This window comes from Pseudomonas sp. HMSC066A08 (assembly GCF_001813025.1).
Taxonomy (GTDB): Bacteria; Pseudomonadota; Gammaproteobacteria; order Pseudomonadales; family Pseudomonadaceae; genus Pseudomonas; species Pseudomonas aeruginosa.
On sequence record NZ_KV811305.1, the window covers coordinates 34,268 to 51,457 of the forward strand.

Annotated in this window: 13 protein-coding genes and 2 tRNA genes; 11 read left to right on the plus strand and 4 right to left on the minus strand. The window is 58.2% G+C overall.

Annotated features, from left to right (window positions below; all coding sequences use genetic code 11):
* Positions 1–3 precede the first annotated feature (3 nt).
* The 7 genes from HMPREF2886_RS33420 (at position 4) to HMPREF2886_RS16455 (ending at position 8,087) form a co-directional block, all read left to right on the plus strand.
* Positions 4–1,122: a UDP-2-acetamido-2,6-beta-L-arabino-hexul-4-ose reductase gene (locus HMPREF2886_RS33420; protein ID WP_071575243.1), complete on the plus strand. Its 1,119-nt coding sequence runs from the start codon at positions 4–6 to the stop codon at positions 1,120–1,122.
* Positions 1,123–1,139: 17 nt separating this feature from the next.
* Positions 1,140–2,270, plus strand: a complete 1,131-nt coding sequence (gene wecB / locus HMPREF2886_RS16435; protein ID WP_033978835.1) for a non-hydrolyzing UDP-N-acetylglucosamine 2-epimerase — start codon at positions 1,140–1,142, stop codon at positions 2,268–2,270.
* A gap of 17 nt (positions 2,271–2,287) precedes the next feature.
* Positions 2,288–3,490: a glycosyltransferase family 4 protein gene (locus tag HMPREF2886_RS33425; RefSeq protein WP_071575242.1), complete on the plus strand. Its 1,203-nt coding sequence runs from the start codon at positions 2,288–2,290 to the stop codon at positions 3,488–3,490.
* Positions 3,487–4,431 (plus strand): NAD-dependent epimerase/dehydratase family protein, encoded by a 945-nt coding sequence (locus tag HMPREF2886_RS16440; RefSeq protein WP_033978826.1) that lies wholly within the window; start codon positions 3,487–3,489, stop codon positions 4,429–4,431. Before HMPREF2886_RS33425 ends, HMPREF2886_RS16440 begins: the two co-directional genes overlap by 4 nt.
* A 100-nt stretch (positions 4,432–4,531) precedes the next feature.
* The gene (locus HMPREF2886_RS16445; protein ID WP_033978827.1) at positions 4,532–5,557 is read left to right on the plus strand and encodes an MraY family glycosyltransferase; all 1,026 of its coding nucleotides are present in this window, start codon (positions 4,532–4,534) and stop codon (positions 5,555–5,557) included.
* A 12-nt stretch (positions 5,558–5,569) separates the two neighbouring features.
* A complete protein-coding gene (locus HMPREF2886_RS16450) occupies positions 5,570–7,567 on the plus strand; it encodes a polysaccharide biosynthesis protein (protein ID WP_033978828.1) in 1,998 nt (665 codons plus the stop codon).
* Between the two features lie 190 nt (positions 7,568–7,757).
* The gene (locus HMPREF2886_RS16455) at positions 7,758–8,087 is read left to right on the plus strand and encodes a ComEA family DNA-binding protein (protein WP_003091430.1); all 330 of its coding nucleotides are present in this window, start codon (positions 7,758–7,760) and stop codon (positions 8,085–8,087) included.
* A gap of 72 nt (positions 8,088–8,159) precedes the next feature.
* Here HMPREF2886_RS16455 and HMPREF2886_RS16460 read toward each other — a convergent pair.
* Together HMPREF2886_RS16460 and HMPREF2886_RS16465 are read right to left on the minus strand one after the other, a co-directional pair.
* A tRNA-Asn gene (locus HMPREF2886_RS16460) sits at positions 8,160–8,235 on the minus strand.
* Between the two features lie 68 nt (positions 8,236–8,303).
* Complete coding sequence (locus HMPREF2886_RS16465; protein WP_003104588.1) at positions 8,304–9,500, minus strand: amino acid aminotransferase; 1,197 nt, start codon at positions 9,498–9,500, stop codon at positions 8,304–8,306.
* 187 nt (positions 9,501–9,687) lie between these two features.
* Between HMPREF2886_RS16465 and uvrB the strand changes: the two genes are divergently transcribed.
* Positions 9,688–11,700: an excinuclease ABC subunit UvrB gene (gene uvrB, locus HMPREF2886_RS16470; protein WP_003104590.1), complete on the plus strand. Its 2,013-nt coding sequence runs from the start codon at positions 9,688–9,690 to the stop codon at positions 11,698–11,700.
* Between the two features lie 3 nt (positions 11,701–11,703).
* Here uvrB and HMPREF2886_RS16475 read toward each other — a convergent pair whose 3' ends face one another.
* Together HMPREF2886_RS16475 and HMPREF2886_RS16480 are read right to left on the minus strand one after the other, a co-directional pair.
* Entirely contained in the window at positions 11,704–13,203 is a 1,500-nt protein-coding gene (locus HMPREF2886_RS16475; protein ID WP_079385360.1) for an MDR family MFS transporter, read from the minus strand.
* 49 nt (positions 13,204–13,252) lie between these two features.
* The gene (locus tag HMPREF2886_RS16480; RefSeq protein ID WP_033971542.1) at positions 13,253–14,287 is read right to left on the minus strand and encodes an HlyD family secretion protein; all 1,035 of its coding nucleotides are present in this window, start codon (positions 14,285–14,287) and stop codon (positions 13,253–13,255) included.
* A gap of 102 nt (positions 14,288–14,389) precedes the next feature.
* On the opposite strand from HMPREF2886_RS16480, the gene HMPREF2886_RS16485 reads away from it, so the two are divergent.
* From HMPREF2886_RS16485 to HMPREF2886_RS16495, 3 genes are all read left to right on the plus strand, one after another.
* Positions 14,390–15,310: a LysR family transcriptional regulator gene (locus HMPREF2886_RS16485; protein ID WP_033971541.1), complete on the plus strand. Its 921-nt coding sequence runs from the start codon at positions 14,390–14,392 to the stop codon at positions 15,308–15,310.
* A 37-nt stretch (positions 15,311–15,347) separates the two neighbouring features.
* Positions 15,348–16,832, plus strand: a complete 1,485-nt coding sequence (gene gltX / locus HMPREF2886_RS16490) for a glutamate--tRNA ligase (protein ID WP_070747859.1) — start codon at positions 15,348–15,350, stop codon at positions 16,830–16,832.
* A 201-nt stretch (positions 16,833–17,033) separates the two neighbouring features.
* Positions 17,034–17,109 (plus strand) — tRNA-Ala (locus HMPREF2886_RS16495).
* Positions 17,110–17,190: the final 81 nt, after the last annotated feature.

A 17,190-nucleotide genomic window follows, 5' to 3' on the forward strand; every position in this document is an offset into this window, starting at 1 on the left:
ACGATGAAGGTTTTTGTAACCGGCGCGAATGGATTTGTTGGAAGGAATCTGTGCGCTCATCTTGCAGAGCGGGGCGGTATCGAGGTGGTGTCATTCACTCGCGAGAGTAGTGTTGGTGATCTGCCTGAACTAATTCGTTCCGTTGATTTTATTTTTCATCTTGCCGGGGTCAATCGTCCGGAAAAACCAGAAGAGTTTAAGATCGGGAATTCCGAACTCACGCGGGCTCTGTGTGAGGCGGTAAGGTCCAATGGACGAGCCATACCACTCCTTTATACTTCATCCATTCAGGCTGAGGTGGATAATGAGTACGGTTTAAGCAAGCGAGCCGCAGAAGAACATCTCGAAGTTCTAGGTGAGGATGTTGGCTGTCCTGTCTACATATTTCGCCTTCCTAATGTGTTCGGTAAATGGTCGCGTCCGAATTATAATTCGGCGGTTGCGACTTTTTGTCATAACATTACTCGAGATATTCCGATTCAAATTAACAATCCCTCGGCAGAGATCACTCTTGTATACATAGATGATGTGGTTCGCACCTTCATGAAAGTCATGGATGGGAAGCTATCCAATGCGACTTCACTGCAGGTAGAGCCCCAGTATCAGATTTCAGTTGGCAAACTCGCAGAGCAATTGTATGAGTTTCGTGATAGTCGAAAGTCACTGATTACCGCAAGGGTTGGCTCGGGATTGACCCGCGCCTTGTACTCGACTTATCTAAGTTTTTTGCCAGAAGATAGTTTTAGTTACGACGTACCAATGCATTCGGATCCGCGTGGCACATTCGTCGAGATGCTGAAGACCGCGGATTCTGGCCAGTTCTCGTTTTTTACGGCTCATCCAGGTGTTACCAGGGGCGGGCATTACCATCACTCGAAAACCGAAAAGTTTCTGGTTATCAAAGGGATGGCACGTTTCAAGTTTAGAAACATACTGACCGGGGCATTTTACGAAATTTTCACCAATGGTGAAAAGGCAGAGATTGTCGAAACAGTGCCTGGATGGACTCATGACATTACTAATGTCGGAACTGACGATATGGTAGTCATGTTGTGGGCTAACGAAGTATTTGATCGGGAAAATCCGGATACCTACGCTTGTTCAGTAGGCGAAGGTGCGTAAGGTATAGTGAGATGACAATGCAGAAGCTAAAAGTCGTTACGGTTGTTGGAACTCGTCCTGAGATTATTCGCTTGTCCAGGGTCATGGCGAAGCTTGATCAGTACTGTGAGCATGTACTTGTCCATACTGGACAGAATTATGATTACGAACTTAATGAAATATTTTTTCAGGACCTCGGTATAAGAAAGCCGGATTATTTCCTAAATGCCGCCGGGTCTTCCGGGGCTGAAACGATAGGGAATGTAATAATTGCAGTCGATCGTGTTCTGGGCGAAATAGATCCCGATGCGCTGCTCGTGCTGGGTGATACCAATAGTTGTATGGCGGTACTGCCTGCAAAACGGCGTAAGATACCGACCTTTCATATGGAGGCAGGCAATCGCTGTTTCGATATGCGTGTGCCTGAAGAGATAAATCGGCGCATTGTCGATCATACAGCTGATATAAATTTGACCTATAGTACCATCGCGCGTGATTATCTCTTGCGTGAAGGACTTTCTCCAGAAATGGTTATCAAGACTGGTAGCCCCATGTTCGAAGTTCTCGAACACTATCGTGACGGGATCGAGTCCTCCGATATTCTTGAAAGGCTCGGATTGAAAACAGAGCGGTTCTTTGTCGTGAGTGCGCACCGAGAGGAAAACATAGATTCGGATAAGAATTTCTTGAAGTTGGTTTCTATGCTCAACGCTGTGGCAGAAAAGTACTCGCTGCCCGTGATCGTATCAACTCACCCTAGAACAAAAAAGAGAATTGAGGGAACGGGGGCAAAGTTTCACGAGGGTATTAAACTGCTGAAACCCCTCGGCTTTAAGGATTATAATAAACTGCAAATGACAGCCAAGGCAGTTATTTCTGATAGTGGGACCATCAGTGAGGAGTCTTCAATACTGAATTTTCCCGCTTTGAATATTCGCGAGGCTCATGAACGCCCAGAAGGCATGGAAGAGGCTGTGGTGATGATGGTCGGGCTGGATTCGGATCGAGTACTACAAGCACTCGAGGTGTTGGAGGGACAGGGGCGCGACGCAGAGCGTATGTTACGCTTGGTCGCTGACTATAGCATGCCCAACGTTTCTGAAAAGATTGTTCGAATAGTTCATAGCTATCGGGACTATGTCATGCGAACTGTCTGGAAAAAATATTAACTTGAGGCGTGGAGTTGATGGCAAGGATATTTGTGGTTTCTGAGTATGTCGGTGCCAATCAGAACTCCACGGGATACTATTGGGAGAAGATAATAGGAAAGATGCAGCGGGAGTTTGGTGGGCTAACCGTAATCTTTCCGCTGACCGCAGGGGAAACCCCGCCTGTGGTTTCACCTTCCGTTGAGCAAGAATGCTTTAAGTTTCCGAGGAGCAATAAGAATAGACTCCTCTCTAGAGGATTAGCGCAGATTTTTCAGGCGTTTCTGTTCTCAGTAAAATTGACTTCTCGTGCTAGACGAGGAGATGTGGTATTGAGTGGAACCAATCCTGCTCTTCTACTGATGACGTTTCCCTTGCTAAGATATGCCCTCGGTTTCAAGTGGGTGCTGCTGGTGCATGATGTGTTTCCCGAGAACTTGGTGCCGGCGGGTGTTCTGAAGAAAGATAGTATTGCCTACCGGCTTCTACATCGTTTCTTTTCTTTCATTTACTCATCCGCTGATCGTCTGGTCGTAATAGGGCGCGATATGGAAGCTCTTATGAAAGAGAAGGTGAATGACCCGCGATCTTTGGTCTTTATTTCGAATTGGGCCTGTGAGAAAGAGGTTTTCCCAGTGCCGAGAGAGGATGCTCCTTTTATCAATATTCCCGAGTGGAAAGGTAAAAGGGTTTTCCAATTTTTTGGTAATGTCGGTCGATTACAAGGTATAGAAAACATACTTTCTGCTATTCAGTTGGTTAAAAACGAGAAGGCGGCTTTTGCTTTTATTGGAGATGGTGCCTTGGTCGACAGTGTAAAAAAGCATGCGTTGGAAGATCAGTGTGCTCGGTTGAGGTATTTTGGAAAGCTGCCATTAGCCGAAAAGAATTTTGGTTTGGCGGCCTGTGACGTTGCCTTAGTTACCTTAGAAGAAGGAATGTTCGGGCTTGGGGTTCCCAGCAAGGCATATTTCTCCATGGCAGCAGACAAACCGATTCTAGCTGTCATGGAAAAAGGGGCTGAAATCTCCCGTATAATAGATGAGACCGGAATCGGTTGGAACTGTCCGCCGAATGATCCGGTTGCTTTGGCAAGATTGATCGATGAGATTTGTGAACTCGACTTGTCTAGTTTAAGGGGAGTCCCGCGGAGTATCCTTCAGCAAAACTATTCTGAATATATTTCATTGGAAAAATTCGCTGCCTGTGTTCGACCGCTTCTATCTGAGTCGAAAATATGATGAAGGTGCTGGTAACCGGGGCTAGCGGTTTTGTCGGGAGTGCGCTTTGCAGGTCGCTTGCTGCCGGCCCCTTTCAGGTTATTGGACAAGTACGATCCCTGTGCAATCCTGTTGCGGGGGTTGAGTATGTTCGGGCGGAGCTGAAAGAGAGCACTAAGCTTGATGCTGCGCTGCGGGGCGTTGAATGCGTAGTTCATCTAGCTGGACGAGCCCATATCTTTGGAAGGCAGCGTGATTCACTAGATATTTTTCGGAAGGTGAATCGCGATGCTACTCTGGCGCTTGCTCGGCAGGCGATCGAAGCATCTGTAAAGCGTTTTATTTTTGTTAGTTCTATTGGTGTAAATGGCGCTTTAACCAAAAAAAAGCCCTTCGATGAGAATTCCAAGCCGGCTCCTCATGCAGAATATGCGATTTCAAAGTTTGAGGCTGAAGTAGCGCTTCGTGAGCTTTTCAAGCAGTCCTCAACAGAACTTGTTATCGTCAGGCCTCCACTTGTTTACGACTGGAATGCTCCTGGAAATTTCTCGCGATTGTTGAAACTGGTTGCTTCGGGGCTTCCTCTTCCATTTGGTTGCATAGATAACCGACGAAGTTTTGTTTCTCTGGATAATTTAGTTGACTTTCTAGCTTGCTGTATGACGCATCCTTCTGCTGCCGGCGAACTGTTTTTGGTATCCGATGGTCAGGATATTTCTACCAAGCAACTGGTGACTGCGCTTGCTACGGGAATGGGGCATCGCCCCATCATGTGGCCTGTTCCTAGGTTTATTCTGGGGTTTCTTAAATTAGTAGGAAAGGGTGGTTTATACACTCAGTTATGCTGCTCGCTAGAGGTCGACTCGTCGAAAGGCAGGTTTTTGCTTGGCTGGGAACCCCGCAAGAGCACCCTTTCCGCGTTGGAAGATGTTGGTAGAATATACGTCAAACGTACTAAATGATTATCTGCAGGCGCTTTTCTACTAGCATGGCGTACCACGCAGAACAATCGAATTGAACCCTGTTGAAGGGGTGAGAGTATTGTTGGGGATGAATTTATAAATGGAAGAATGGTATTTGTTACTCGCTGCATCTGGGGTTTCGGGACTGCTTACAGGCCTCTTGCGCCGTTATGCCTTAGCGAGGAGCTTACTTGACACCCCTAACTCTCGAAGTTCCCATGTCGTTCCCACTCCACGCGGAGGTGGGGTCGCCATTGTAGTTACATTTTGTCTCATGCTGCCTATTTGGGCTGTACTGGGAAGTATCTCATGGGCCGTGTCCTGGGCCTTGCTTTTCGCTGGCGGCGGGGTTGCCATTATTGGATTCATGGATGATCACGGTCATATCGCCGCACGCTGGCGTCTGCTGGGACATTTCAGTGCAGCCTTGGTCTCATTGTACTTTTTGAATGGCATACCACCATTTCAGATTGTTGGTGTCAGTTGGGACCTGGGGTGGTTCGGAGGACTTCTCTTTGCTTTCTATCTCGTCTGGTTGCTGAATCTCTATAACTTCATGGATGGGATCGATGGACTTGCCAGCCTTCAGGCCATTTTTGTCTGTATTGGTGGGGCATTATTATACTGGCTGAATGGCCAACTGACGCAGGCTGTGCTCCCCTTATCGCTAGCTTTTGCCGTTTTTGGATTCTTATTCTGGAATTTTCCACCCGCAAAAATTTTCATGGGAGATGCGGGTAGTGGTTTTCTGGGGATTGTTTTAGGAATTCTTTCCATTCATGCCATGTGGATGGATACAAATTTTTTCTGGGCATGGTTGGTCCTGTTAGGCGTTTTCATCGTTGATGCGACCTATACTCTGATTCGTCGCTTGCTGAGAGGGGACAAGGTGTATGAGGCTCATCGAAGCCATGCCTATCAATACGCAAGCCGGTATTATGGAAAGCATGCTCCTGTTACGATTGGCGTCACGGCATTGAACGTCATCTGGCTCCTCCCTATAGCCTTGTTGGTCGGGAGTGGGTCTCTAGAGCCTTTGATGGGCATCGTCATAGCCTACGTCCCTCTCGTTTTTCTAGCAGTGAGGTTCAAGGCGGGTAAGCTAGAGTCGTCCGCTCAGGCCTAAAGGAGTAGGGGAATGCTAGATCGTTTAAGAGTAAAGTTGTTATCCATGCCTCGTCGCTGGAAACGTTTGCTTCAAGTGGCTACGGATATCCTTCTGGTATGGCTGTCTCTGTGGCTCGCTTTTGTGGTCCGTCTAGGCACGGACGATATGATCGACGTGTTCGGCGAGCATGCATGGCTTTTCATCACTGCGCCGGTTGTCGCCATTCCACTATTCATTCGCTTCGGCATGTATCGCGCGGTAATGCGCTATCTCGGTAACGATGCATTGATCGCCATCGCCAAGGCGGTGACTATCTCGGCTCTGGTGCTGTCGCTGGTGGTGTACTGGTATCGTGGCGCACCGGCGCCGGTGCCGCGTTCCCTGGTGTTCAACTACTGGTGGCTGAGCATGCTGCTGATCGGCGGCTTGCGTCTGGCCATGCGCCAGTATTTCATGGGCGACTGGTACTCTGCTGTGCAGTCGGTACCATTTCTCAATCGTCAGGACGGCCTGCCCAGGGTGGCCATCTATGGCGCAGGGGCGGCCGGCAACCAGTTGGTTGCGGCATTGCGTCTCGGTCGGGCGATGCGTCCGGTGGCGTTCATCGATGACGACAAGCAGATCGCCAACCGGGTCATCGCCGGTCTGCGGGTCTATACCGCCAAGCATATCCGCCAGATGATCGACGAGACGGGCGCGCAGGAGGTTCTCCTGGCGATTCCTTCCGCCACTCGGGCCCGGCGCCGAGAGATTCTCGAGTCCCTGGAGCCGTTCCCGCTCCACGTGCGCAGCATGCCCGGCTTCATGGACCTGGCCAGCGGCCGGGTCAAGGTGGACGACCTGCAGGAGGTGGACATCGCTGACCTGCTGGGGCGCGACAGCGTCGCACCGCGCAAGGAGCTGCTGGAACGGTGCATCCGCGGTCAGGTGGTGATGGTGACCGGGGCGGGTGGCTCTATCGGTTCGGAACTCTGTCGGCAGATCATGAGTTGTTCGCCTAGCGTGCTGATCCTGTTCGAGCACAGCGAATACAACCTCTACAGCATCCATCAGGAACTGGAGCGTCGGATCAAGCGCGAGTCGCTTTCGGTGAACCTGTTGCCGATCCTCGGTTCGGTGCGCAACCCCGAGCGCCTGGTGGACGTGATGCGCACCTGGAAGGTCAATACCGTCTACCATGCGGCGGCCTACAAGCATGTGCCGATCGTCGAGCACAACATCGCCGAAGGCGTTCTCAACAACGTGATAGGCACCTTGCATGCGGTGCAGGCCGCGGTGCAGGTCGGCGTGCAGAACTTCGTGCTGATTTCCACCGACAAGGCGGTGCGGCCGACCAATGTGATGGGCAGCACCAAGCGCCTGGCGGAGATGGTCCTTCAGGCGCTCAGCAACGAATCGGCGCCGGTGCTGTTCGGCGACCGGAAGGACGTGCATCACGTCAACAAGACCCGTTTCACCATGGTCCGCTTCGGTAACGTCCTCGGTTCGTCCGGCTCGGTCATTCCGCTGTTCCGCGAGCAGATCAAGCGCGGCGGCCCGGTGACGGTCACCCACCCGAGCATCACCCGTTACTTCATGACCATTCCCGAGGCGGCGCAGTTGGTTATCCAGGCCGGTTCGATGGGGCAGGGCGGAGATGTATTCGTGCTGGACATGGGGCCGCCGGTGAAGATCCTGGAACTCGCCGAGAAGATGATCCACCTGTCCGGCCTGAGCGTGCGTTCCGAGCGTTCGCCTCATGGTGACATCGCCATCGAGTTCAGTGGCCTGCGTCCTGGCGAGAAGCTTTACGAAGAGCTGCTGATCGGTGACAACGTGAATCCCACCGACCATCCGATGATCATGCGGGCCAACGAGGAACATCTGAGCTGGGAGGCCTTCAAGGTCGTGCTGGAGCAGTTGCTGGCCGCCGTGGAGAAGGACGACTACTCGCGGGTTCGCCAGTTGCTGCGGGAAACCGTCAGCGGCTATGCGCCTGACGGTGAAATCGTCGACTGGATCTATCGCCAGAGGCGGCGAGAACCCTGAGTCATCGTTCTCCGGAAAAGGCCGCCTAGCGGCCTTTTTTGTTTTCTACGTACGATGTTTCCGGTGCCGGACCAGGAAGCGACTGCTTTGCTGGGGCTGTCGATCCAGGTGCGTTCCACGGCGATAAGGTGGTTTCGTGGATGGGCATGAAGCCCTCTACGTGGTCATTCATCTCTGAAGGAGTGCACCCATGCACCTAATCAAATCCGCTCTGCTTCTCATCCTGTTCGCCTGTCTTCCGTTTTCGGCTTCCGCCGCACCGGTCGCCGTCGCCAAGAATCCGCTGGCCGCGACGACACCTGCGACGACCGTGTCGCCGGGGGAACAGGTCAATATCAACACGGTCGACGAGGCCGCCCTGATACGGGGGCTCAACGGTGTCGGCGAGGCCAAGGCCAGGGCGATCCTCGAGTATCGTGCGGCCCATGGTCCGTTCGTCTCGGTGGATCAACTGCTGGAAGTGAAAGGGGTAGGCCCGGCGTTGCTGGAGAAGAACCGGTCGCGGATCGTCATCGAGTGAGGTGCGACTGAAGGGGCGAACTTTCGTCCCGATAACGAAAAAGCCCCCGGCATGTGCCGAGGGCTTTGAATTTGGCTCCGCGACCTGGACTCGAACCAGGGACCCAATGATTAACAGTCATTTGCTCTACCGACTGAGCTATCGCGGAACAGCGAGGCGTATGTTACTGATTAAAAAGGGGAAGTCAAGCCTCTCCCGATGACTTCCCCATTTTCCCTACAGGACCTGGACGATGGCCTTGGTGATGGTCTCCAGGTTCGATTTGTTCAGCGCGGCGACGCAGATACGGCCGGTGCTGACGGCGTAGATACCGAACTCGGTCTTCAGGCGCTCGACCTGGTCGGCGGTCAGACCGGAATAGGAGAACATGCCACGTTGGCGACCGACGAAGCTGAAGTCGCGCTTGGCGCCGTGGGCTGCCAGTTGCTCGACCATCGCCAGGCGCATGTCGCGGATGCGGTCGCGCATCTCGCCCAGTTCCTGTTCCCAGAGGGCCCGCAGTTCCGGACTGTTGAGCACGGAGGAGACGACGCTGGCGCCGTGGGTCGGTGGGTTCGAATAGTTGGTGCGGATCACCCGCTTCACTTGCGACAGCACGCGGGCCGATTCATCGCGGCTTTCGGTAACGATCGACAGGGCGCCGACGCGTTCGCCATAGAGCGAGAAGGATTTGGAGAACGAGCTGGAGACGAAGAAGCTCAGGCCCGACTGGGCGAACAGGCGCACCGCGGCGGCGTCTTCCTCGATGCCGTTGCCGAAGCCCTGGTAGGCGATATCGAGGAACGGTACATGGCCCTTGGCCTTGAGCACGTCCAGCACCTGCTTCCAGTCGTCCAGCTCGAGATCGACGCCGGTCGGGTTATGGCAGCAGGCGTGCAGGACCACGATCGAGCGGGCCGGCAGGGCATTCAGGTCTTCCAGCAGGCCGGCGCGGTTCACGCCGTTGCTGGCGGCGTCGTAATAGCGGTAGTTCTGCACCGGGAAGCCGGCGGCTTCGAACAGTGCGCGGTGGTTTTCCCAGCTCGGGTCGCTGATGGCCACGGTGGCGTCGGGCAGCAGGCGCTTGAGGAAGTCGGCGCCGAGCTTGAGGGCGCCGGTGCCGCCGACGGCCTGGGTCGTGACCACACGGCCGGCGGCCAGCAGCTCGGATTCGTTACCGAACAGCAGTTTCTGTACGCCCTGGTCGTAGGCGGCGATCCCTTCGATCGGCAGGTAGCCGCGCGGCGCATGGGCCTCGATGCGGGCCTTCTCGGCAGCCTGCACGGCACGCAACAGCGGAATGCGCCCCTCCTCGTTGTAGTACACGCCCACGCCCAGGTTGATCTTGCCCGGACGGGTATCGGCGTTGAAGGCTTCGTTCAGGCCAAGGATGGGATCACGCGGTGCCATTTCGACGGCAGAAAACAGACTCATTTTGCGGCTGCTCGGAGTGTGAAGAGAGGAGGGCAACGCAACCCGTTATGCGGGGGCGCAAAGGGTTGCGCAAACGGGGGGTTATTATAGACACCCCTTGATGCATGCGGCGACATTTAGGTGCATGCTTTCAGCTATTTCTGACGCCGGATTTTCCTTGGCGTCACAGCTCCCTGCGAGGTTTTTCATGGATACGTTCCAACTCGACTCGCGCTTCAAGCCCGCCGGCGACCAGCCGGAAGCCATCCGGCAGATGGTCGAGGGGCTGGAGGCGGGGCTTTCGCACCAGACCCTGCTGGGGGTGACGGGCTCTGGCAAGACTTTCAGCATCGCCAACGTGATTGCCCAGGTGCAGCGCCCGACCCTGGTCCTGGCGCCGAACAAGACCCTGGCGGCCCAGCTCTACGGGGAGTTCAAGACGTTCTTCCCGCACAATTCCGTGGAGTACTTCGTTTCCTACTACGACTACTACCAGCCGGAGGCCTACGTACCGTCTTCCGATACCTATATCGAGAAGGATTCCTCGATCAACGACCATATCGAGCAGATGCGCCTGTCGGCGACCAAGGCGCTGCTCGAGCGTCCGGATGCGATCATCGTTGCCACCGTGTCGTCCATCTACGGCCTCGGTGATCCCGCGTCCTACCTGAAGATGGTCCTGCACCTGGACCGCGGCGACCGCATCGACCAGCGCGAACTGCTGCGGCGACTGACCAGCCTGCAGTACACCCGCAACGACATGGATTTCGCCCGTGCGACTTTCCGTGTGCGTGGCGATGTGATCGACATCTTCCCGGCCGAATCCGACCTCGAAGCGATCCGTGTCGAGTTGTTCGACGACGAGGTGGAAAGTCTCTCGGCCTTCGACCCGCTCACCGGCGAGGTGATCCGCAAGCTGCCGCGCTTCACCTTCTACCCCAAGAGCCACTACGTGACCCCGCGCGAGACGCTGCTGGAGGCGGTCGACCAGATCAAGGCCGAACTCAAGGAACGCCTTGACTACCTGCGCAACAACAACAAGCTGGTGGAAGCGCAGCGCCTGGAGCAGCGCACGCGTTTCGACCTGGAGATGATCCTCGAACTGGGCTACTGCAACGGCATCGAGAATTACTCGCGCTATCTTTCCGGGCGGGCCCCCGGCGAGCCGCCGCCGACGCTCTATGACTACCTGCCGGCCAATTCGCTGCTGGTTATCGACGAGTCGCACGTCAGCGTTCCGCAGGTCGGCGCGATGTTCAAGGGCGACCGCTCGCGCAAGGAGACCCTGGTGGAATACGGTTTCCGCCTGCCTTCGGCGCTGGACAACCGGCCGCTGCGCTTCGAAGAGTGGGAGGCGGTGAGTCCGCAGACCATCTTCGTCTCCGCCACCCCGGGCCCCTACGAGGCGGAACATGCCGGGCGGGTCATCGAGCAGGTGGTGCGTCCCACCGGGCTGGTCGATCCGGAGATCGAGGTACGTCCGGCGATGACCCAGGTGGACGACCTGCTCTCGCAGATCCGCCAGCGGGTGGCCAAGGACGAGCGGGTGCTGGTGACTACCCTGACCAAGCGCATGGCCGAGGACCTCACCGATTATCTCGGTGATCACGACGTTCGGGTACGCTACCTGCACTCGGACATCGATACCGTCGAGCGAGTGGAGATCATCCGCGACCTGCGCGCCGGTGCGTTCGACGTGCTGGTGGGGATCAACCTGCTGCGCGAAGGCCTGGACATGCCCGAGGTGTCGCTGGTGGCGATCCTCGACGCGGACAAGGAAGGCTTCCTGCGCTCGGAGCGCTCGCTGATCCAGACCATCGGTCGTGCCGCGCGCAACCTGCACGGCAAGGCGATCCTCTACGCCGACAACGTCACCGGCTCGATGCAGCGCGCGATCGACGAGACCGAGCGGCGTCGGGCCAAGCAGATCGCCTTCAACGAAGCCCATGGCATCGTGCCCAAGGGGGTGCGCAAGGACATCAAGGACATTCTCGAAGGCGCCGTGGTGCCCGGCGCGCGCGGCAAGCGCAAGGGCGTGGCCAAGGTGGCGGAAGAGAGCGGGCGCTACGAGAACGAACTGCGCTCGCCGAGCGAGATCAGCAAGCGCATCCGCCAACTGGAGGAAAAGATGTACCAGTTGGCCCGCGACCTGGAGTTCGAGGCGGCGGCGCAACTACGCGACGAGATCCAGACGCTGCGCGAGCGCCTGGTCAACGTCTGATCCTCAGTGAGCCCCGGCGTCGGCGCGGGCGCCGATGCCGGCCGGCAGCGAGCGGGTCAGCAGCACCGCGAGCATGCTCACTGCGAGCACCATGCCGATGACATGGAAAGCATCGTTGTAGGCCATGATCATCGCCTGCTGGTGGGTGATCTCGCTGAGTTTGCCCAGCGCCGCCTGCTGGCTGCCCAGTTGCGCGGCGAGTTGCGCGAGGCGTTCGTCGACCTGCGGGTTGGTCGGCACCAGGGCTTCGCGCAGATAGTCGAAGTACACCTTGGCGCGACTGTCGAGCAGGGTCGCGAGCAGGGCGATGCCGATGGCGCCGCCGAGGTTGCGCAGGATGTTGAACAGGCTCGAGGCCGAGCCGGCATCCTGTGGCTGCAGGTAGGCGGTGGCGATCAGCGAAATGGTCACCATGATCATCGGCTGGCCGAGGGCGCGCAGTAGCTGGATCTGGTTGAACTGCGGTCCGGCGAAGTCCGGGTTGAGCACTCCGGAGAAGAAGCTGGCAAGGCCGAACAGGCCGAAGCCGGCGGCGCAGAGCAGGCGCGGCGAGACCAGCTTCATCAACTTCGGGACCAGCGGGATCAGGAACAGTTGGGGAATGCCCATCCACATGATCACCTCGCCGATCTGCATGGCGTTGTAGCCCTGGATTTGCGCCAGGTACAGCGGCAGTACGTAGATCGAGCCGTACAGGCCCATGCCCAGACCGATGCTGGAAATGCTCGCGAGGCCGAAGTTGCGGTTGCGCAGGATGCCCAGGTCGATCAGTGGGTTCGGCCGCGAAAGCTGCAGGATGACGAACAGGACCAGGCTGAACAGGGCGACGCTGCCGAGGCTGACGATCAGTTGCGACTCCAGCCAGTCCTTGCGGTGACCTTCCTCGAGGAAGACCTGCAGGCAGCCCAGGCCAATGCCGAGGGTGACGATGCCGGCGTAGTCGGTACTCTTCAGCAGTTCCCAGTGCGGCGCCTTTTTCTCCAGGCCGTAGAGCAGCCCGGCGATCATCAACAGGCCCGGCGGCACATTGATATAGAAGATGTATTCCCAGCCGAAGTTTTCCGTCAACCAGCCTCCCAGGGTCGGTCCGATGGAGGGCGCGAAGGTGGCGGTGATGGCGAACAGCGCCATGCCCTTCGGACGGTGGTGTTCCGGCAACTTGACCAGGGCCAGGGTGAACGCCAGCGGAATCAGCGCGCCGCCGGTGAAACCCTGCATGGCGCGGAACACGATCATGCTTTCCAGGTTCCAGGCGAACGAGCAGAGCAGCGAGGACACCAGGAAGCCCGCCGAGATCATCACCGCCAGGCGCCTTGCCGAGAGCAGCTGCACCAGCCAGGCGGTCATCGGGATCATGATGATCTCCGCTACCAGGTAGGAGGTGGAGATCCACGAGCCTTCCTCGAGGGTCGCCGCCAGCGCGCCCTGGATGTCCTTCAGCGAGGAGTTGGTGATCTGGATGTCGAGCACCGCCATGAATGCGCCGAGCATGGCGCTGAGCACCGCGATCCAGTCGCGCCGGGTCGGTTCGCCAAGCGGCCGGGCCAGCGCCTCAGCGGTCACGGAGCTCGACCTCGGCTTCGACGGACATGCCGGGACGGATGCGGCCATGCAGCGGGTTGTCGGCGTCGAACACGATCTTCACCGGGATGCGTTGCACCACCTTGGTGAAGTTGCCGGTGGCGTTGTCCGGCGGCAGCAGGCTGAACTGCGCGCCGGAAGCGGCGAACAGGCTGTCGATGCGGCCGTCGATAGGCGTATCGGGGAAGGCGTCGAAGGTCAGGCGCGCCTTCTGCCCGTCGCGCATGCGGCCGACCTGGGTCTCCTTGAAGTTGGCCTGGACCCAGATGTCTTCGTCCGGCACCAGCGACAGCAAATGGGTACCAACCTGCACGTACTGGCCGTTGCGTGCGCTGCGCTGGCCGACCAGGCCGCTGATCGGCGAATGGATCAGGGTGCGTGACAGGTTGATTTCGGCTTGCGCCAGTTCGGTGCGGGCGCTGGCGATCTGCGCTTCCAGGCGCTTGATCTCGGCGCCCAGGGTGTCGCGCTGAACGCGTTGTGCCTCGAGGTCGGCGCGGGCCTTGGCCAGTTGCGAGCGGGCCACGTGGTTGTCGGCGGTGAGGGTGGTGACCCGCTCCTCGGAAACGTAGCCGGGCTTGCGCAGGGCTTCGGCGCGGTTCAGGTCGATCTGTGCGCGGCCGAGGGTTGCCTGGCTGGCGTTGACGTCGGCGGCGCTGGCGGCGATCAGGCTGCCCTGCTGCACCAGCTTGCTGCGTGCCTGGGCCAGTTCCGCCTCGCGGGTGGCCAGCGCGGCCTGGGCGCGCTCGACGGCGAGCTTGAAGTCGGCGTCTTCCAGGCGTACCAGTAGCTGCCCCTTGTCCACGTGCTGGTTGTCGCGCACCAGGACTTCCTCGACCCGCGCGCCCAACTGGCTGGCCACCCGCGTGATCTCGCCCTGGACGTAGGCGTTGTCGGTGCTTTCTACATGGCGGCCGATGAACCACCAGTGCAGGAAGAAGGCCAGGGCGATCAGGCCGACGGCCACCAGGAAGACGGTCAGGCGACGTTTGAGTTGGGCGGGCATGGGTGGAGTGTTCCGTCGGCAAAATTCGGCCAATCTAGCAGTGTTCCGCCGGACGTTATAGGCGCTACACTTCGGACTCTTTGTTGCTTATAGGGAACAATAATGGGGCTTGATGATGCGCTGATCTTCACCCGCGTGGTGGAGTACCACAGCTTCACCCAGGCCGCGCAGAGCCTGGGCATGCAGAAGTCCACGGTGAGCCGGCGCATCGCCCTGCTGGAGGAGCGCCTGGGCGTCCGCCTGCTCAATCGCACCACCCGCAAGTTGCGCCTGACCGAAGTAGGGCAGGCCTACTACGAGCGCTGCCGGCAGATCATGCATGATTTCGCCGAGGCCGAGCAGGCGGTCATGCAGCTGCAGCGGGCGCCGTCGGGATTACTGCGGATCACCTCGCCGATAGAGTTCGGCCAGATGTTCCTCGCCAGCCTGCTGGGCGACTTCATGCGCCAGTACCCGCAGATCACCGCCGAGGTCGAGCTGGCCTCGCGCAGCGTCGATCCGTTGCAGGAGGGTGTCGACATCGTGATCATGGTCGGCCAGCCGGAGGATTCCACTCTGGTGGCTCGTCGCCTGCTCTCCACCAGCCGCTGGCTCTGCGCCAGCCCCGACTACCTGGCGGCGCACGGCACGCCGACATCGGTGGCAGAGCTCGCCGGGCATCGCGCGGTCCTTCTGTCCACCGACTCCCAGCGCTACTGGCCGCTTTCCGGAGACAGCCTGCCCTGCCAGCGCGTGCTGTCCTGCAACAACATCACCTTCGCCCGCGAGGCGGTGGTCGCCGGCGCCGGCATTGCCGCGCTACCGGCACTGATCTGTGCGGAGAGCGTGCACAGCGGGCGTCTGGTGCGTTTGCTGGCGGACGTGCCGCTGCCGGTCGGCGAACTGTATGCGGTCTATCCTTCGCGGCGTTTCCAGGCGATGAAGGTCAAGGCCTTCCTCGATTTCCTGATCAGCCGACTGCCGGCCGACACCGGTCGTTTACTGGAGCCGGAGGCGGCCCGCCTGATAACATCGCGCCCCTGAATTTCCGTTTTAACTTCCGCTTGGCAAGAGAGTCTCCATGACCACTGTTCGTACTCGCATCGCCCCGTCGCCGACGGGCGACCCGCACGTCGGTACCGCATACATCGCGCTGTTCAACCTGTGCTTCGCGCGTCAGCACGGCGGTCAGTTCATCCTGCGCATCGAGGACACCGACCAACTGCGTTCGACGCGGGAGTCCGAGCAGCAGATCTACGACGCCCTGCGCTGGCTCGGCATCGAGTGGGACGAGGGCCCGGACGTCGGCGGCCCGCATGGCCCGTACCGGCAGAGCGAGCGCGGGCACATCTACAAGAAGTATTCGGACGAACTGGTCGAGAAGGGCCATGCCTTCACCTGCTTCTGCACACCCGAGCGCCTCGATGCGGTTCGCGCCGAGCAGATGGCGCGCAAGGAAACCCCGCGCTACGACGGCCACTGCATGCACCTGCCGAAAGATGAGGTGCAGCGCCGCGTCGCCACCGGCGAATCCCATGTCACCCGCATGAAGGTGCCGACCGAGGGTGTCTGCGTGGTGCCGGACATGCTCCGCGGTGATGTCGAGATTCCGTGGGATCGCATGGACATGCAGGTGCTGATGAAGGCCGACGGCCTGCCCACCTACTTCCTCGCCAACGTGGTCGACGACCACCTGATGGGGATCACCCACGTCCTGCGCGGCGAAGAGTGGCTGCCGTCGGCGCCCAAGCTGATCAAGCTCTACGAGTATTTCGGCTGGGAGCAGCCGCAGCTCTGCTACATGCCGCTGCTGCGCAACCCGGACAAGAGCAAGCTGTCCAAGCGCAAGAACCCGACCTCTATCACCTTCTACGAACGCATGGGCTACCTGCCGCAGGCGCTGCTCAACTATCTCGGGCGGATGGGTTGGTCGATGCCGGACGAGCGCGAGAAATTCACCCTTGCCGAGATGATCGAGCATTTCGACCTGTCGCGCGTCTCCCTGGGCGGACCGATCTTCGACCTGGAGAAGCTCTCCTGGCTGAACGGACAGTGGATCCGCGAGCAGTCCGTGGAGGAGTTTGCCCGTGAGGTACAGAAGTGGGCGTTGAATCCCGAATACCTGATGAAGATCGCTCCGCACGTGCAGGGACGGGTGGAGAACTTCAGCCAGATCGCGCCGCTGGCCGGATTCTTCTTCAGCGGCGGGGTGTCGCTGGACGCTTCGCTGTTCGAACACAAGAAGCTCGATCCGACCCAGGTCCGCCAGGTCCTGCAACTGGTGCTGTGGAAACTCGAATCCCTGCGCCAGTGGGAGAAGGAGCGCATCACCGGCTGCATCCAGGCTGTCGCCGAACACCTCCAGCTCAAGCTGCGCGACGTGATGCCGCTGATGTTCCCGGCCATCACCGGGCATGCCAGCTCGGTTTCGGTACTGGACGCCATGGAGATCCTTGGCGCCGACCTGTCACGCTATCGCTTGCGCCAGGCCCTGGAGCTGCTGGGCGGGGCGTCGAAAAAGGAAACCAAGGAGTGGGAGAAGATCCGCGACGCCATTCCCGGCTGACCGGCTTTCTTCCACAGTCGATGACGAGGCCCGCCCAGTTGCGGGCCTCGTTTTTGGGGGAGGGGAGGTAAGTGATTGTTCTTCCGGTAAAATTTTTTAGGTTTCGATGAAAAATAATGTTGACAGCCTCAAGCCTCGCCCTTAGTATGCGCCCCGTCTTCACGACGAACTCAACGAAGTGAAGCGATCCAGCGGTACTTTGGGGCTATAGCTCAGCTGGGAGAGCGCTTGCATGGCATGCAAGAGGTCGACGGTTCGATCCCGTCTAGCTCCACCAAATTGCCGGGAATACGCGGTCGGTTTTGCGGATTCCTACGAAGGTTTCGTCCCCTTCGTCTAGTGGCCTAGGACACCGCCC

Excerpts from the sequence above, each read along its gene's own strand:
- uvrB (WP_003104590.1), top strand. The coding sequence starts at position 9,688 with ATGGATACGTTCCAACTCGACTCGCGCTTCAAGCCCGCCGGCGACCAG.
- HMPREF2886_RS16450 (WP_033978828.1), top strand. The coding sequence starts at position 5,570 with ATGCTAGATCGTTTAAGAGTAAAGTTGTTATCCATGCCTCGTCGCTGG.
- HMPREF2886_RS16455 (WP_003091430.1), top strand. The coding sequence starts at position 7,758 with ATGCACCTAATCAAATCCGCTCTGCTTCTCATCCTGTTCGCCTGTCTT.
- HMPREF2886_RS16440 (WP_033978826.1), top strand. The coding sequence starts at position 3,487 with ATGATGAAGGTGCTGGTAACCGGGGCTAGCGGTTTTGTCGGGAGTGCG.
- HMPREF2886_RS16465 (WP_003104588.1), bottom strand. The coding sequence starts at position 9,500 with ATGAGTCTGTTTTCTGCCGTCGAAATGGCACCGCGTGATCCCATCCTT.
- HMPREF2886_RS16445 (WP_033978827.1), top strand. The coding sequence starts at position 4,532 with ATGGAAGAATGGTATTTGTTACTCGCTGCATCTGGGGTTTCGGGACTG.
- HMPREF2886_RS33425 (WP_071575242.1), top strand. The coding sequence starts at position 2,288 with ATGGCAAGGATATTTGTGGTTTCTGAGTATGTCGGTGCCAATCAGAAC.
- wecB (WP_033978835.1), top strand. The coding sequence starts at position 1,140 with ATGCAGAAGCTAAAAGTCGTTACGGTTGTTGGAACTCGTCCTGAGATT.
- HMPREF2886_RS33420 (WP_071575243.1), top strand. The coding sequence starts at position 4 with ATGAAGGTTTTTGTAACCGGCGCGAATGGATTTGTTGGAAGGAATCTG.
- HMPREF2886_RS16480 (WP_033971542.1), bottom strand. The coding sequence starts at position 14,287 with ATGCCCGCCCAACTCAAACGTCGCCTGACCGTCTTCCTGGTGGCCGTC.
- HMPREF2886_RS16485 (WP_033971541.1), top strand. The coding sequence starts at position 14,390 with ATGGGGCTTGATGATGCGCTGATCTTCACCCGCGTGGTGGAGTACCAC.
- gltX (WP_070747859.1), top strand. The coding sequence starts at position 15,348 with ATGACCACTGTTCGTACTCGCATCGCCCCGTCGCCGACGGGCGACCCG.